A 15,090-nucleotide genomic window follows, 5' to 3' on the forward strand; every position below is an offset into this window, starting at 1 on the left:
CGAGTGCAACCGGCCATGAAGAGCTGTTCAGGGTTTCGCCCGGAAACAGCCGCCAGCCAACGCGCTCAACGATTTACTTGTACGCTGATGCGTACCAGAACTCACTCAGCCCGAGCCCGCCATGTTCGTAGATTGTCTAAAACGGTATCCAGTCAAAGGACTATCCCCAGAGTCTCTGCAATCTGTTTTTTTGCAAGAGGCGCAAGGGTTTCCGCTTGACCGCGCATATGCCATTACTGACGGTTCATTTACATTCGACCCGGGCAATCCCACCCCCGAGCCGAAGACGAAATTTCTGATGCTGGCCAAATACGAACGGCTGGCCCAGTTGAAAACCCGCCTGATTCCAGAGACCAGCGAACTCGAAGTCGAGCACCATGGGTCAACAGCCCGTTTTGATCTCGCCACCGACGCCGGGAAGGAGATGGCTGCGTTTTTTATGAGAGATTTCCTTGGGGTGCCACTTCCAGGAACTCCGAAGGTCGTACACGCGCCCGGGCACCAGTTCACTGACGTCAGCGTTCACTCTGTTGCCTTGATGCGCAGCATCTCCCTCATCAATCTTGCGACCGTCCGCGATTTGGCTGAGCGAGTTGGTATGGAACTTGATCCCGTGCGTTTTCGCGCGAACGTCTATTTCGACGGGCTTCCTGCGTGGGCCGAGATGGAGTGGCTCGACCGCCACTTCTGCATCGGCGACGCACGTCTGAAAGTGATAAGACGCACCAAGCGCTGCGCAGCAACGAGTGTAAACCCCGCGACTGGCGAGCGCGATATCAACCTTCCGCTCCAGATCATGGACTACGTCAACCACGGAGATCTCGGAATCTACGCAGAGGTGTTGACAGGCGGGACCATCAAGCCGGGCGACAAAACAGTCCTGGAGAATTAGTGATGAAAAGGCAATCGAAACAGTCATCCGACTACGCGCTCGAAAAGGGCAGTGATCATGAACCAGGTATGTCACGCAAACGCACAACGGATCGCGTGTCGGGTGGCATGAAACGGTGTACGTTTGGCATGCTTTGATGCATCCACGCGCTTGAATGCGAGTCGCCCGCATCACATACTGATCTAAAGGAAACGCCGTCGGATAGCTATCTACGATCAGGAAATATCGCGCAGTGCCAGGAGACCTTCTGCATGCACAACGGCAAAGCCTTTCCGCTCACTGGCGAAATCTTAAATAGCCTTCAACCGAATCGGATGTACTTATGCTTTTCACTCTCCTATTGGACTGCCTCGACCGGTGGCTGCAAAATGCCCAACAGACCCGCTCTGAAGGACACTCGAAGGATATTGCCGAGCTTGAGCGTCGGATGAAAGAGTTGGACGGTTAGCCCGGGCCAACCCCGGTGACGCCCATAACGTTGTAGCGCAGGACCTGGTGGGACGGACGCTTGCAGCCTCGACTCGCATTGGGCAAACTCCTGCCACTCACAACAAATTGGTGATTTACGAATGGGACGTGTGACACATGGGCTGGCGGTTATCGCCACATTGCTAGGCTTTGCCGCCGCAGCACAAGCGCAGGAACCGGCTATTGGCGGAGTTGCAGAGAAGTATTTTGAAGGAAACCTGCCGCTCGAAAGTGGGCAGGTCATCAAGGATTTTTCGATTTCGTACGCGACGCATGGCACCCTGAACGCAGAGAAGTCAAACGCCATCCTTATGGTCACTGCGATTGGCGGTAACCACCATCGGCTCGATTACCTGATCGGCCCAGGCAAGGCACTTGATACCAATAAGTATTTCATCATCACGACCGACGCTATCGGCAATGGGCTCACAACCTCGCCGTCCAATAGCGTCGTCCAGCCCGGCATGTCGTTCCCCCACTTCCTGATTCGCGATATGGTCGAATCGCAATACCGGCTTGTTACTCGCAAATTCGGCATTGCGCATCTGGTCGCAGTAGTTGGCGCTTCGATGGGCGGCATGCAGACTCTGCAGTGGGGCGTCAGTCATCCCGATATGATGGACGCGCTGGTTCCAATCGTTCCTCTGGGACGCACGCCGGCATGGACCAAGGCCGTGCTCGATCTCACGCGACAAGAGATCATGTCTGATCCTGCGTGGGATAACGGAAATTACAAGCAACCTCCGCAAACGGGGATGCGTCTGTGGGCCGGTACGATGGCATTGATCACCCGCACGCCGGAACTACTCAAGAATACGATGCCGAAAAGTGACGACGTCGACCCTTGGCTCCTTAAGACCGAAGATGACGGGTGGAAGAATTTCGATGCGCGTAACTGGGTTTACCAGACGTGGGCCTACGATGCGCACGATATCGGCACCACGCCAGGTCTGAACGGCGACTACTATCAGGCGTTGCGGTCGATCCGGGCGCGCACGCTGATTCTCGCTGGGGTCGGCGATCTGCTCAATCCGGAACCGGAGGCACTAGAAGCCGCACGCTACATCCAGGGCGCGCAATTCGAATCGATCGAACCACGCTGGCCGTCGGGTCATTTTTCCGCTGCCGGCGTAACGCAGCCGGAAGTGGATTTCCAGAATCGCGTAATCGGTGCCTTCCTCACCAAAGTTTACGCGGGCAGGAGCACGAGCTAAGGTGCGCGAGGCGGCTGCCAATGCGTTGCGACGCGAACGCTGCACGCCCTCTTCTGCAAAGCTACGCAGGTCCGTGCTACGCACTCGTTTATTTCGCCGGGGCGCTGACTTCGTTGAGCAGCTTCAGGTCTTCCGGAGACAGTTGCAGGCTCGCCGCCGCCACCAGACTTTCCAGTTGTTCCACTGAGGTAGTGCTCGCAATCGGCGCCATCACGCTAGGCCGTGCGATGATCCAGGCGAGCGCCACGGTCGAGGGTGTGGTGTCGTTGCGCTTGGCCACTTCAACGAGCGTATCGACGATTCGCAGTCCACGGTCGTTCAGGTATTTGTTCAGGAATGGACTACGTGCACGCTTATCGATGTCCGCCCTCGAACGGTATTTTCCGCTCAGGAAGCCGCTTGCCAGGCTGAAGTACGTGACTACCGCCAGGTTGTGCGCCTGCGCGACCGGTTCCAGATCCGTCTCGTAACCTTCGCGATCGTACAGGTTGTACTCAGGCTGAAGCACCTGATACGCCGGCAAGCCCGATTCCCTTGATACTTTCAACGCTGCCTCAAGTCGCGCGCCGGTGAAGTTCGACGCGCCGATCACGCGCACCTTGCCCGCCTTGATCAACTTCTGATACGCGCCGAGCGTCTCTTCCATCGGCGTCGTTTCGTCGTCGAAGTGGGAAAAATAGACGTCGATGTAATCGGTTTGAAGACGGCGCAGCGAATCGTCGACGGCCGCCTCGATATTCGCCGCCGACAGCCCCAGCCGCGTTTTCAGCCTGCTGACCTTGGTCGCAAGCACGATCTTGTCGCGCTTGCCGCTTTCCTTGAACCACTTCCCGATGATCATTTCGGACTCGCCGCCCTGATGACCCTCGGCCCACTGCGAGTAAGCGTCCGCGGTATCGACGAAGTTCAAGCCGTGATCGACGAACGCGTCGAGGATGGAGAACGACGTGCGCTCATCGGCGGTCCAGCCGAATACGTTGCCGCCGAAAACGAGAGGTGCGACTTGAAGATTCGAGGTTCCGATGGTGTGGTGCTGCATGGCTTTCTTCGCTTACGGTGTTGAGTTGGAAACGAACGGAAAATGGATACGCGCGAATGCGGCCGCTCGCCTGCAAAGGAAGAAACCGGAGAACCTCGCCCGCAAAGCAGCACGCCGGAAGGCCGGCGTGCCGCTTCGATCACATGAAAGTGAAGATCTGCTCGCGCGGCAGGCGCGACTTCGGCAGCTTGGCATTGAAATCCTGCTCGCTGCGATGGCCAAAGGCCGCCAGCACGACGCTCGTTAGCCCGCGTTCGCGCAGCCCAAGCTCGAGGTCGAGCGCGCGTGAATCGAAGCCTTCCATCGGCGTCGCGTCGATGCCGAGCACGGCCGCGCTGACGAGCAGTCCGCCCAGCGCAAGATACACTTGCTTCTCCATCCACTGAGGCACGTCGCGCAACTCGTAGCGGTGCATGTCCACATACGAGCGACGCGTCTTATCCTGCATGCCCTTCGCTCCGTCGACCTGGAACCGCCCGTCGTGGCCTTCCTGCTCGAGGACAGCGTCGAGGTGATCCGCGTCCATATCGGTGCGCATGCACAGTGCGATTACGTGGGAGGCGTTCACCACTTTCGGTTCGTTGTATGCGTAGGCGCCTTGCGTTGCCTTGGCCATGCGCGCGCGGCCTTCTGGCGTCGACGCGACGACATAGTGCCAAGGCTGCGAGTTGACCGACGAAGGACTGTAGTGAAGCGCGGCGAGCAACGCATCGACCGATGCTTGCGGCAACGAACGACCCGGTTCAAATGCTTTGACGGTGTGACGGGTTTGTACGGCGTCAATCAAATTCATGGCGATATCTTCTTATGGAGACGGACAAGCAATCAAAACAGAAAGTCGACTGGTGACTCAAAACCCTTCGAGAACGATCTTGCCGCGCGCGCGATTGCTTTCGATGAGGGCGTGCGCGCGCCGCAGGTTTTCGGCGTTGATCGCCCCGAAATGCTCGCCGAGCGTCGTACGCAGCGTGCCTGCGTCGATTAGCGTTGCGACGCGCTCGAGAATCTCGTGCTGGCGGATCATGTCAGGCGTCTCGAATAGAGACCGCGTGAACATGAGTTCCCAGTGCAGCGAGATCGCTTTCAACTTGAGCGGCATCGCGTCGAGCGTTTTCGGATCGTCGATGACGCCAAGCTTGCCTTGCGGCGCGAGCACGTCGACGATCTGGGGATAGCGCGCCTCGGTATGCGTGAGGCTCGCGACAAAGCGCACCTTCTCAACGCCGATCCGGTGCAGCTCTTCTTGCAGCGGGCGGGCGTGATCGATGACGTCGTGCGCTCCCAGATCGCGAACCCATTCTTGTGTCTGCGGTCGTGATGCCGTGCCGATCACACGCAGCTTGGTCAGTTGCCGCGCGAGCTGAGTGAGAATCGAGCCGACGCCACCGGCCGCGCCGATGATCAGAATCGCATCGCCGTCGCCCCCGCCCTCGGCAACGCAGAGGCGATCAAACAGCAGCTCCCAGGCTGTGAGTGAAGTGAGCGGCAATGCGGCGGCGCGCGCGTCATCGAGCGTGTTCGGTTGATGACCCGCGATGCGCTCGTCGACGACGCCGTACTCGGCATAGGCGCCGGAGCGGGTGACGGAGCCGGAGTAAAACACGCTATCGCCGACCTTGAACAGCGTGACGGCGGCGCCGACGGCTTCGACCGTCCCGACGGCATCCCATCCAAGCAAGCGCGGCGTGTCGCCGAGCATTCCCGCACGAACCTTGGTGTCGACGGGGTTCACGGCGATGGCGCGAATCTTCACGAGCAGATCGCGTGGACCCGGCTCGGGCTTCGGCAATTCCGTTTCGTAGAGTGCACGCGGATCTTCGATCGGCAACCCGGGCTGGTCATAAACGATGGCTTTCATCTGCGTTACTGGCGTGATGTTCGAAAGCGAGCCACGTTAGCGGCTCGGACGTTGTTTTAATGATGCGCTGCACAAGCATTTCGAAAAACAGGGAGAATCGGGTAGAACTTTCACTACAGGAATGAAAATGATCCGGTTCGACGACCTGGCTCTGTTCGCGCGCACCGCCGCGCTCGGCAGCTTTTCGAACGCCGCCCGCGAAGCGGACCTGCTGCCGGGCCAGGTCAGCGCGGCAATTCAGCGGCTCGAGCGCGAGCTCGACGTCCGTTTGTTCGCGCGCTCAACGCGCAGCCTGCGGCTTACGGCCCAAGGCGAGGAATATCTGCCGTACGCGAAGCAGGTGCTAGCGACATTGCAGGAGGGGCGGGAGTGCCTGCGGGGCGCGGCGGACGCGCTGCAGGGGCCTTTGCAGATCGCCGCGCCGTCGGATCTGGGCCGCAATGTCCTGCTGCCCTGGATCACTGCGTTTCGCGAGGCGCATCCGAAGCTGTCGGTGCGGCTCTTTTTGTCCGATCAACTGACCGACATGTTTCGCGATCCGGTCGAGATCGCCATCCGCTACGGCCGCGCCGATAACGCGAGCTACGTCGCGCTGCCGCTGGCCAGCGACAATCGGCGTGTGCTGGTGGCGTCGCCCGCCTATCTGCAACGGCATGGGCGGCCGCGCACGCTGGACGAACTGGCAGGCCACCACTGCCTGCTCTATGTCCTGGGCGGTCGCGTGTACGACAAATGGGTGTTCCCCGTGGGGGGCGAGCTGCGCCAGGTGGCCGTCGCCGGGTCGCTCTTTTGCGACGACGCCGACGTGGCACGGCGCTGGGCGATCGAGGGTCAGGGTATTGCGTACAAATCGTGGCTCGACGTGTGTGCCGACGTGCAGACGGGCCGACTCGAAGTACTGATGCCCGAGCAGCCCGGCGAGGCGGCGCCGCTGAACCTGATCTGCACGCATCGCAAGCAGTTCTTTCCCGCGATCCGGCAGTTGCATGAAGTACTGAAGGAGCGCGTATCGGCACTTACAGCGCTGTTGCCGAAGTATGCGCCCCATGGAACTCGTTGCTGAACGCTTACAACGCCGCGGTCACTCTCACGTCGCCGGGAATCTGCGGCGAAGCCACTGCGGCTTCGCAAGCCGCACGCGCCGGCGTCGCATCGCGAGGCACCCATTGACTGCGACTTGTGTGATGCCTCAAGCAGTCGAATCCATCGTCACCGCGGAACAGTGAAGGCAGCGCCAGTGTGAGGAATGGATTGCCCGCAAAGGCAGTCCCACGAGTGACCGATGCACTCAGACGCGCAACGTTTGCGAGAACCTTCGTGTATTTCTCGCCGTTGCCAAGACCACGGCAACCGAGAAGATGATCTTCGCTGACGTCAGCTCCAGACGATCCAGTTTCGTCACTTCACGGCTGACGAAAGACGAAATGCCGCTGTCGGTTGCCGCTTCGATCTTCTCTACCGTCGCGCTGCCGCCTTCGGCCATACTAGATCGAATTATTCTCCGATCGTCGCTCCCCAGCTTCCCGATTCTCCGTCACGACTCGGCGAACGGCTTCCAAAAGGTCGGGGCGCGCTTCGGGGTCGGGGACTTCGATCAGCTTGCGCGGAGCCTTGGCCTGGGGCTTCAGCGTCACACCGTCAAGTTTTTGCGGCGCAGTCATAGTTCGTCTCCGGCTTCGATCACAGCTAATTCGGACGGCAGGCTCGGTCTTGCTTTTGGTTTCCGAAAATCACGCCTTCCGATCTTTACTGACTAGGGAACTGTGGACTCCGTGCGTCGTGCGTCTCCAGGCTTCGTCGGCGCGTTGCTGGGCCGATCTCACGGTATATGCAACCCCTTGCTTGCCTTTCGGTCCTGGCGAAAACGTCGAAGTCAGACCGGAGAATGTCCGGCGGACGGTCTTGCTGACCATGGCGCGCTCCGCGTTTGTGTCGGAATGATAAGTCTAGGCCTTTACGCGCAACTCGCGATACTGTACGTTTACACAGTGATTTGGCGAGTCCACCACGGACGCGAGAGAACACCTCAAGCGAAACCGCGCCCGTACGATCACGTTGCGCCAAGGGAGTCCGCGTCAATCCACTGCGCCCTTAAGAGAGGGCTAATGGGAATCAGGGAAACTCGCCGGATTCTCCGAAGCCTTCGACGGCAACTCCGCGAAGTTGAGCAAGCCTCGGTGGCGCCTGAAGACGTGATTGCAGTGCTTCCTCGCTCTTGAAGGAGCCCCGGTCGGCAACAACAGTCAGTTCCTTGATGCCACTATCAAAGTGGAACGGCCATCGTCGATCGATGTCAAGCCATCGGCCCGAGTAGCCGCTGGCTCGCCTCCTCCGTTAACGGCGGCCATGAACGGATTGCAGACGTCAAACCCGGACGGAGTTCGAATGGCTGTTTTTGCTACTTGGCGATTGGCCGGTGAAAGTTGAAAATGTTGCGGCTCCAGGAGGCCGGCGTTGGATTCAGAAGCATGGCAACGGTTACCAGACGATCAGATATGCACTCCGTGTCGTCCAAAAACCAGACGGCACGGAGTGCATACGCATCATCGGCCTTCGGTCGCGATGCGTTTTCTTCACCTCCGGGTCATTTCCGGATATATCGATGGTCATCCGCGACGGCCTAACCAACAAGTCCTGCAGTGGAACGGTCGTCACGCGTTGACGACCTTGAAGACCGATACCGCGGCCTGTAGCTGTCCCGTCTGATCCGCCAATGAATTGGTCGCCGCAGTCGCCTGCTCCACCAGTGCGGCGTTTTGCTGCGTGACCTCGTCCATCTGATCGATCGCCAGGCGCACCTGTTCAATGCCCGCGCTCTGTTCGCTGGATGCGGCCGATATTTCGGTGATCACAGCAGCCACACGCCGGATTGCGTCAACGACTTCAGTCATGGAGCGTCCCGTACGGTCTGCCGTGGTCGAGCCGCTCAAAGCCGTGCCCGCAGACGCATCGATAATGGCGCGCGTCTCTTTGGCAGCGGCTGCGCAGCGCTGCGCAAGCATACGCACTTCACTTGCAACAACCGCGAAACCGCGCCCTTGCTCACCCGCGCGCGCCGCCTCCACCGCCGCATTCAAGGCCAGAATATTGGTCTGGAACGCGATGCTTTCGATTGTGCCGACAATGTCGCCGACCTGTTTCGATTGCTCGCCTATTGTATGCATGCTAGCGATAAGGTCGGCCACGAAGGCGCTGCTGCGATCCGTGAGTTCGGAGGCATTCTGCGCCAGCAAGCTTGCCTCATGCGCGTGCTCCGCATTCTGTTTCACCGTGACAGTCAGTTGTTCCATGCTGGAGGCGGTTTCCTCCAGCGAGGCTGCTTGTTCCTCGGTACGCGCCGACAGGTCGTTATTGCCGGTTGCCAGCTCACGCGAAGCGACATCGATTGCGTTGGCGCTCTGCCGCACCAATCCCACCGCCGTTGCGAGGCTCCGCTGCATTCGGTTCATACCCGCGAGCAGACTACCGTCGTGAATAAGCGAACCGCCCACGTGAACCGACAAGTCGCCCGCGGCGATTTGCTCGACAATTCCTGCCGCATAAGCCGGTTCGCCTCCGAGACTACGCTTGATGTTGCGAATAATCACAAACATCACCGAGGAAACCACCCCGCCAATGCACGCGAGTATCAACAGATAACCGAACAGTTCTGCTCTGAACGCAGCGTCGATATCCGATAGAAACACCCCTGATCCCACGTACCAGCCCCACGGCTGATAAACGCCTGCATAGCTTACTTTTGGAACCCGCGCGCCCGTATCGGGCGCCACGCCGAAATAGTCCACATAGCCGCCGCCAGCGGCCGCGGCCTTGGCTAATTCGAGGTAATACTTCTTGCCGCTAGGATCAGCGCGGTCGCCGACGTTCTTGCCAATTAGCGACTTGACCGACGCATTACCAATTGCCAACACGACCGGCCTGGAGTCAAACACGAACAGATAGCCATCCTTTCCATATCTGATCGATCCCAGTTCCGCTAATGCTGCGGCTTGCGCTTGTTCAAGTGACATGGAGTGATCGGTAACTTTCGCTCCGTAAGCCTGCACAATACTGAGCGCGCTTTCAACGACGTTTCTTACCCCGACCTGTCGCTCTTCCAGCATCGATCGCCGGCTTTTCAGCGCCGCGCAGCCGCCCAGCACGATCAACCCGATCCACATGATAATTAATGCGGTCCATAGTTTTCCAGCTATTCCCAGCCGACCCATCTTCTTTTCCCCCAGTGAGTTTTCCCGCCCTTGTATTAACGTCCACCCAATGGGAAAACTTAATGCCTATTCGTGATCGTTATAGCCGTGAATCAATGGAATTGTATGTGTTGTATCGGCTATGCGAATGTAATGGACGAACGCCCGCCGCATACAACGTATTGCATTCTTGTTGCATTGGCGGCGCGCTTGTATCTCGCGGCGGGGCATCGTTCGCAAACAAACGCGCCCCGTCGCAACTGAATCTTTCGTTATTGGTTCGCAACCCGAATGTTTTCGTGCTCCGAAATCAAGCGCATTGCTGATCGAGAATGGACCCATCGAAATGTGGGCGCATGGAGATAGGCTTGGACAACGGTGGTCAAATGCGCCGAGCGTCGAATGATATACCGGGTTGCTGGAGTTATTCCCTAGTCGTTGATTGGAAACAATTTTCGCAATGGCCGATCATTGATCAACTACGAACCCGTCAAAATGCGGACGCATCGAGATCGGTTTGACGAGCGGCGGCCTGATCTTCTGGGCGTCGGGCAAGAGCGCCATGCCGAGCCCCGGACCGTTGGGAATATCAACGAAGCCTTCTTTCGGCAAGGGGACCTTGTCGACGATATCGCTGCCCAGATGCGTACCGGTCGACTCAAAAACGCCTGCCTCGAAGCCGGTCGCGTATTCCTGGATCGCGAAGTTCGGAATAGCAGCAGCCACCTGCAAACACGCAGCGAGCCCAATCGGCGAAAGCGGATTGTGCGGCACCACCTGGACATGATGCGCTTCAGCCATGGCCGCCACTTTCTTGGCTCCCGTAATGCCGCCGCACACCGCGACGTCAATGCGCGCGTACTCCACTGCATTGCGCGCCAGCAGCGCCTGAAATTCGTAGATCGTGCAGAAGCGCTCACCAGTTGCAATTGGCACGCGGATACGATCAGCTACGCGCGCCATCGCATCTGCATTCTCGGGGCGGATTGGATCTTCAACGAACATCGGCGTGTCTTCTTCGATGCCGTTGGTGAATGTTACCGCTTCCGCCGGCGTAAGCCGACGATGCAGTTCAATCAGCAGATCGACACGGTCGCCCACCACTTCGCGCATACGATGCACATTGTCGATCGCATCGCGCATCTTGCGAATGTGTGTCTTGAAGTAGACCTGGTCGTTGCCCTCGTCGAGAAACGGGTTGATGTGCCCGAATGCATTGAACCCCGACTCCATCTTGCGCTGACACTCTTCCAGCACCTTATCGATCGTGCTCTCGTAGATATGCCCGTAGATGCGGGCTTTCTTGCGTGCCGGACCGCCAAGCAGTTCGTAGATCGGCACGTTGAGCGCTCGACCCTTGATGTCCCAAAGCGCGATGTCGATAGCTGAAATCGCTGCGTTGATCGACAGCCCCTGGAAGTAGCTGAAACGATGCATCACGTTCCAGTGATGCTCGATGTCGAAGGCCCGCTTTCCGACGAGATATTCGCCGAAGCGCCGGATGGCCGTACCAGCGGCTTCAATATGCCCCCAGATGCCGGCTTCGCCATAGCCGGTGATACCTTCGTCCGTGTCGATGCGCACGAACATGAACTGGCCGACGTGGAGTGGCTCAACTTTGGTAATCTTCACTTCTACTCCTATGTTCTTTGCGTTGAAATAATCGGAAACGCTTCAGAGGCGCGAGTCAGCGCGCATCCTGCGAAAAGGCAACCAGTTGCTCATGTCCCGGGTCCAGGTCTCCTGAAGAATCGTCGAGGTTGCGGCCTCGCGTTTCAGGGCCAAGCAGTACTGATACCGCTGTGATCACGCCTAGCACCACCACGTAGCACGCGACCAGGTGCGGCGAGCCTTTGCCAACGGCGAGCAGCGCGACGGCAATAATTGGTGCGATGCCGCCCGAAATGGGCGATGTCACTTCGCGGGCAAGCGAAAATCCGGTGTAGCGCACGCGTGACGGAAACATCTCTGCGAGCCAGGGGCTTTGCGCGGAGGTCATCATCGTTTTCGCAATCGACGAGACAAGGAACAGTCCCGTGTAGATCCACACGATTTGTCCGGTCTGCAGCATCGAGAAAAATGGGAAGATTGCAATGCCGGAAATCAGTGCGCCCGTTATGTAGACCGGCTTTCTGCCGATGAGGTCTGAGACCCAGCCGAACAGCGGCACCGTGATGAACTGCAGTGCTGTGCTCCACATCAGCGCAGTCACGATCATGTCGCGCGACATGTGCAACTGTTGTGTTACATAGACGATGACGAAGGATTCGTAGATGTACGCAAGCGAGTTGTCACCGAGGCGGGCGCCCCACGCGCACAACATCGGTCGCAACGAGGTTCGCAGCACTTCCGTGATTGGCGCGCGCACCACGGCCTTCTTGCGGCGCAATTCCTCGAATACAGGTGTTTCCTTGAGGCGGCTGCGCAGCAGCAAACCGAGCGCAACGACAACCGCGCTGAGAAGGAACGGTATGCGCCAACCCCAAGACTCGAAGCTGTCTTTCGACATCGCCGAGGAGATGTGGAAAGTAGCCAGTGACATCAGCAGCCCAAGCGCGACGCCTATGTAGGGCAGCGAGCCGTACAGGCCGCGCCGCTTTACTGGCGCGTACTCGATCACCATCAGCACGGCGCCCGCGTATTCCGCGCCCGAGCCGAGTCCTTGCGCCGCGCGCAGCAGGCAAAGCATGAGGGGCGCCCATACGCCGACAGCAGCATACGTCGGCAGAAGTCCCATCAGCGTGGTCGAGCCTCCCATTAGCAGCAGCGTGATGATCAGCACCGCCTTACGTCCGATACGGTCTCCCATACGCCCGAAAATGACGCTGCCTGCGGGGCGAACGATAAAGCCGATCGCGAAGCTCGCGTATGCCAGCAACGTGCCGGTAAGGTGATCGTAAGAAGGGAAAAACAGATGATTGAACAACGTCGCGGCGGCAGTGGCGTACAGGTAGTAGTCGTACCACTCCATCGCCGTGCCAACAATCGCGCTCAGAATTGCATTGCGAACTGCCTGCCGGATTTCCGGCGTCATACGTGCTGCGCTTTCCACGTATCACCTCTTTGGTCTGTGGACGCGACTTCTGTGCGCCGCGTGCCGTCTCGCCCCATCATGGATGCCGCTTTGCGTGTTTCCTTGCGGCCCCACCCTTGCGTATCTTCAACTTGATTCTTTGGAAACGTTTCCGGGAAACGTTTCCAAAGATTAATCGTTGTAAACTGTCGTGTCAAGAGGAGAACAGTTAATGACTGACAACACGCCGGGCGACCCGAAGGCGAGGCCCGGAATCAAGGCAGTGGCGGCATTGGCTGGCGTGGGCATCGCATCGGTGTCGCGCGTGCTGTCCGGTCAGTCGGGATCGAGCCCACAATTGACGCAACGCGTACTGGATGCTGCGCGCACGCTCGGTTACACGCCGAACGCGTTGGCGCAAGGGTTACGCAGGAAAGCGACGCGCTCGATTGGCTTCGTCGGATCGGACATTACCAATCCGCTGATCGCATCGATCGTGGGCGGAGCGGAAAGCGTGCTGAGCGTGGCCGGTTTCTCCGTCCTGTTGACCAATTCCGCTGGCGTAGCAAGCGTGGACGCAGAGCGGATCGAACTGCTGTTGCAACGCCAGGTGGATGGACTCATCGTGCTACCCGCACTCGAAGATGATCCCGCTACCTTGACGGCGTTACGTAACGCCCAGGCGCCGATAGCGCTCATTGACCGCGTGTTGCCAGCGGACATCCCGGCGCATTACGTGCTCTCAGATCATTTTCAGGGTGTCGGCGACGCTACCCGTCATCTCCTCGCGAGCGGACACCGGCGCATCGGCCTCGTGGCGGGCCGCGACGTGCGTCCGACACGGGAGAGAATCCGCGCCATGGAATCCTCGTTCGACACGTTCGGTGTCAAGCGCGATCTCATCGTCCACTGCGGAACGCTGTCGCCGGAACATGGGAAGGCCGCGCTTGAAGAAATGCTTGCTGCGAAAAGACCACCGAGTGCCATCATGCTGGGCGGAAATCAATTGCTTGAAGGTGCCCTACAGGTGGTCCATCAACGCGGCCTTCAGCTGGGGATCGATCTGTCGCTGGTCAGTTGTGACGACGTCCCTCTATGCCGCTACCATCAGCCTGCCATTGCAACGGTGATGCGCGACGCGTCGCTGCTCGGAGCACGCGCCGCGCAGATACTGCTTGCGCATATCGAGGCACCGGGCGAGCGCGAGACAGTGACGCTACCGACATGGTTCGAGCCGCGACCGAGCTGCGGCTCTGTCAGCACGAAAACATCCAGAAATCGCACCGCGGGTAGCGCAATCGTGCGTTGATCTGAAGATATCAGCGTACCCCACACGAAGCTCGTGCAGCAGCCAGATGCTTGAGCCCGCTCCCCCTACTTTTGCACGCTCTCGTTACGTCAGGCTGAACGCTGCGGAGGCATCGTGAAGAAGGCATGCATGGCATGCCAGATACGATGCCGATTAATGCCCAGCACCGCAATGTGAGCCACTCCCTTGATCTCGCAAAACTGCTTATCCTTGTTCGGCAACTGCGAGAAGAAATCGAGCAGTTCCGCATCGGTCGCATTGCCGTCGTGCTCGGCTCTGGTCATGCAAACGGGACACTGCAGCCGTTTCGGATCGACCATCGGCATATGAATCGCCATATCGATGTAAGTGCCGTTGGGCGTCCGGTTGGTGAGCTTGAGTTCATAGTCGCCCAATGCTTTCGGTACTTTGGGATCGACCGTCGACGGGTCGTCGCGGGCGAAGATGGCATCGAAGCTCGCTTGCGAGGTTGGACGGAAGTTGCTGGCCTCGAGGGCCGCGATGTTCGCGCGCCGCCTCATGATTTCCGGCGCACCTTCGCCCGTGTAAGTGATCGCGTCCAGGACCATGCGCTCCACGCGGTCCGGCTCTTCCATCGCAAAGACGCCCAGGCGGAGGGCGCCGGACGACTGGCCATAGAACATGAACGTTTTCTGGCCAGTCACCCTTTCGACAACCGGCATCGCGGCTTTCAAGTCCTCGACTCCGGAGCGGACATCGGAGTTTGAATCCGTCTGCGACGAGCGGCCGTAGTTTTCATGGTCCATGGTCCAGACGTCGAAGCCGTAGCGAGCAAACTCGTCCATGAACGAGTAGTTCGCTGCGCCCGGCACTTGCAGGTCGAAGCCCCCGCGGCCCGAAAACGACGAACCGTGCACGAGGAATAACACGGGCTTCCGGCCAGAACTTGCGTTGCGGTCGTCCGCGAGTCGCTTGCGATACAGATACAGTTTCACCGCACCTTTCTGCGCCCAGTGATTTTCGGCAATGATCTGCGGCGCCGCCGCATTGGCAGAGAGCGGCACTGACGTGGCCATCAGTGTCAGGGCCGCGCCTTGTAGCAATCGGCGTCGCCGGACCATCGGCTGCGTGTCTTTCGTGTTGCTCATT

12 protein-coding genes and 1 pseudogene are annotated in these 15,090 nt (G+C 59.0%); 4 read left to right on the top strand and 9 right to left on the bottom strand.

Features of this window, described 5'->3' with window-relative positions; genetic code table 11:
- Window positions 1-190: 190 nt before the first annotated feature.
- Entirely contained in the window at window positions 191-892 is a 702-nt protein-coding gene (locus RI103_RS35520; RefSeq protein ID WP_409077042.1) for an MOSC domain-containing protein, read from the top strand.
- Between the two features lie 569 nt (window positions 893-1,461).
- On the top strand, window positions 1,462-2,574 hold the full coding sequence (locus tag RI103_RS35525; protein WP_310818741.1) for an alpha/beta fold hydrolase: 1,113 nt from the start codon (window positions 1,462-1,464) through the stop codon (window positions 2,572-2,574).
- A gap of 88 nt (window positions 2,575-2,662) precedes the next feature.
- Here RI103_RS35525 and RI103_RS35530 read toward each other — a convergent pair whose 3' ends face one another.
- From RI103_RS35530 to RI103_RS35540, 3 genes are all read right to left on the bottom strand, one after another.
- The gene (locus RI103_RS35530; protein WP_310818742.1) at window positions 2,663-3,613 is read right to left on the bottom strand and encodes an aldo/keto reductase; all 951 of its coding nucleotides are present in this window, start codon (window positions 3,611-3,613) and stop codon (window positions 2,663-2,665) included.
- 139 nt (window positions 3,614-3,752) lie between these two features.
- Window positions 3,753-4,406, bottom strand: a complete 654-nt coding sequence (nfsB, locus tag RI103_RS35535; RefSeq protein WP_310818743.1) for an oxygen-insensitive NAD(P)H nitroreductase — start codon at window positions 4,404-4,406, stop codon at window positions 3,753-3,755.
- Window positions 4,407-4,463: 57 nt separating this feature from the next.
- Window positions 4,464-5,471, bottom strand: coding sequence for a zinc-binding alcohol dehydrogenase family protein (locus tag RI103_RS35540; protein WP_310818744.1), 1,008 nt, complete (start codon window positions 5,469-5,471; stop codon window positions 4,464-4,466).
- Between the two features lie 127 nt (window positions 5,472-5,598).
- Between RI103_RS35540 and RI103_RS35545 the strand changes: the two genes are divergently transcribed.
- Window positions 5,599-6,534 (top strand): LysR family transcriptional regulator, encoded by a 936-nt coding sequence (locus tag RI103_RS35545; RefSeq protein WP_310818745.1) that lies wholly within the window; start codon window positions 5,599-5,601, stop codon window positions 6,532-6,534.
- Between the two features lie 214 nt (window positions 6,535-6,748).
- Here RI103_RS35545 and RI103_RS35550 read toward each other — a convergent pair.
- From RI103_RS35550 to RI103_RS35570, 5 genes and pseudogenes are all read right to left on the bottom strand, one after another.
- Window positions 6,749-6,951 (bottom strand): annotated as a pseudogene (locus RI103_RS35550) (electron transfer flavoprotein subunit alpha/FixB family protein); the annotation flags it as partial.
- A gap of 4 nt (window positions 6,952-6,955) precedes the next feature.
- Window positions 6,956-7,132: a hypothetical protein gene (locus RI103_RS35555; RefSeq protein WP_310818746.1), complete on the bottom strand. Its 177-nt coding sequence runs from the start codon at window positions 7,130-7,132 to the stop codon at window positions 6,956-6,958.
- 990 nt (window positions 7,133-8,122) lie between these two features.
- Entirely contained in the window at window positions 8,123-9,631 is a 1,509-nt protein-coding gene (locus RI103_RS35560) for a methyl-accepting chemotaxis protein (RefSeq protein ID WP_310818747.1), read from the bottom strand.
- A gap of 495 nt (window positions 9,632-10,126) precedes the next feature.
- A complete protein-coding gene (locus RI103_RS35565) occupies window positions 10,127-11,290 on the bottom strand; it encodes a mandelate racemase/muconate lactonizing enzyme family protein (RefSeq protein ID WP_310818748.1) in 1,164 nt (387 codons plus the stop codon).
- A gap of 55 nt (window positions 11,291-11,345) precedes the next feature.
- Window positions 11,346-12,710 (bottom strand): MFS transporter, encoded by a 1,365-nt coding sequence (locus RI103_RS35570; RefSeq protein WP_310818749.1) that lies wholly within the window; start codon window positions 12,708-12,710, stop codon window positions 11,346-11,348.
- Between the two features lie 193 nt (window positions 12,711-12,903).
- On the opposite strand from RI103_RS35570, the gene RI103_RS35575 reads away from it, so the two are divergent.
- Entirely contained in the window at window positions 12,904-13,980 is a 1,077-nt protein-coding gene (locus tag RI103_RS35575) for a LacI family DNA-binding transcriptional regulator (protein ID WP_310818750.1), read from the top strand.
- An 89-nt stretch (window positions 13,981-14,069) separates the two neighbouring features.
- Here RI103_RS35575 and RI103_RS35580 read toward each other — a convergent pair whose 3' ends face one another.
- Entirely contained in the window at window positions 14,070-15,089 is a 1,020-nt protein-coding gene (locus RI103_RS35580; protein ID WP_310818751.1) for an alpha/beta fold hydrolase, read from the bottom strand.
- Window position 15,090: the final 1 nt, after the last annotated feature.

Origin of the sequence: Paraburkholderia sp. FT54 (genome assembly GCF_031585635.1) — a bacterium.
GTDB lineage: Bacteria > Pseudomonadota > Gammaproteobacteria > Burkholderiales > Burkholderiaceae > Paraburkholderia.

What these genes read in the sequence shown, in the direction of transcription:
- RI103_RS35525 (WP_310818741.1), top strand. Translation starts at nt 1,462, where the DNA reads ATGGGACGTGTGACACATGGGCTGGCGGTTATCGCCACATTGCTAGGC.
- RI103_RS35530 (WP_310818742.1), bottom strand. Translation starts at nt 3,613, where the DNA reads ATGCAGCACCACACCATCGGAACCTCGAATCTTCAAGTCGCACCTCTC.
- nfsB (WP_310818743.1), bottom strand. Translation starts at nt 4,406, where the DNA reads ATGAATTTGATTGACGCCGTACAAACCCGTCACACCGTCAAAGCATTT.
- RI103_RS35540 (WP_310818744.1), bottom strand. Translation starts at nt 5,471, where the DNA reads ATGAAAGCCATCGTTTATGACCAGCCCGGGTTGCCGATCGAAGATCCG.
- RI103_RS35545 (WP_310818745.1), top strand. Translation starts at nt 5,599, where the DNA reads ATGATCCGGTTCGACGACCTGGCTCTGTTCGCGCGCACCGCCGCGCTC.
- RI103_RS35555 (WP_310818746.1), bottom strand. Translation starts at nt 7,132, where the DNA reads ATGACTGCGCCGCAAAAACTTGACGGTGTGACGCTGAAGCCCCAGGCC.
- RI103_RS35560 (WP_310818747.1), bottom strand. Translation starts at nt 9,631, where the DNA reads ATGTGGATCGGGTTGATCGTGCTGGGCGGCTGCGCGGCGCTGAAAAGC.
- RI103_RS35575 (WP_310818750.1), top strand. Translation starts at nt 12,904, where the DNA reads ATGACTGACAACACGCCGGGCGACCCGAAGGCGAGGCCCGGAATCAAG.
- RI103_RS35580 (WP_310818751.1), bottom strand. Translation starts at nt 15,089, where the DNA reads ATGAGCAACACGAAAGACACGCAGCCGATGGTCCGGCGACGCCGATTG.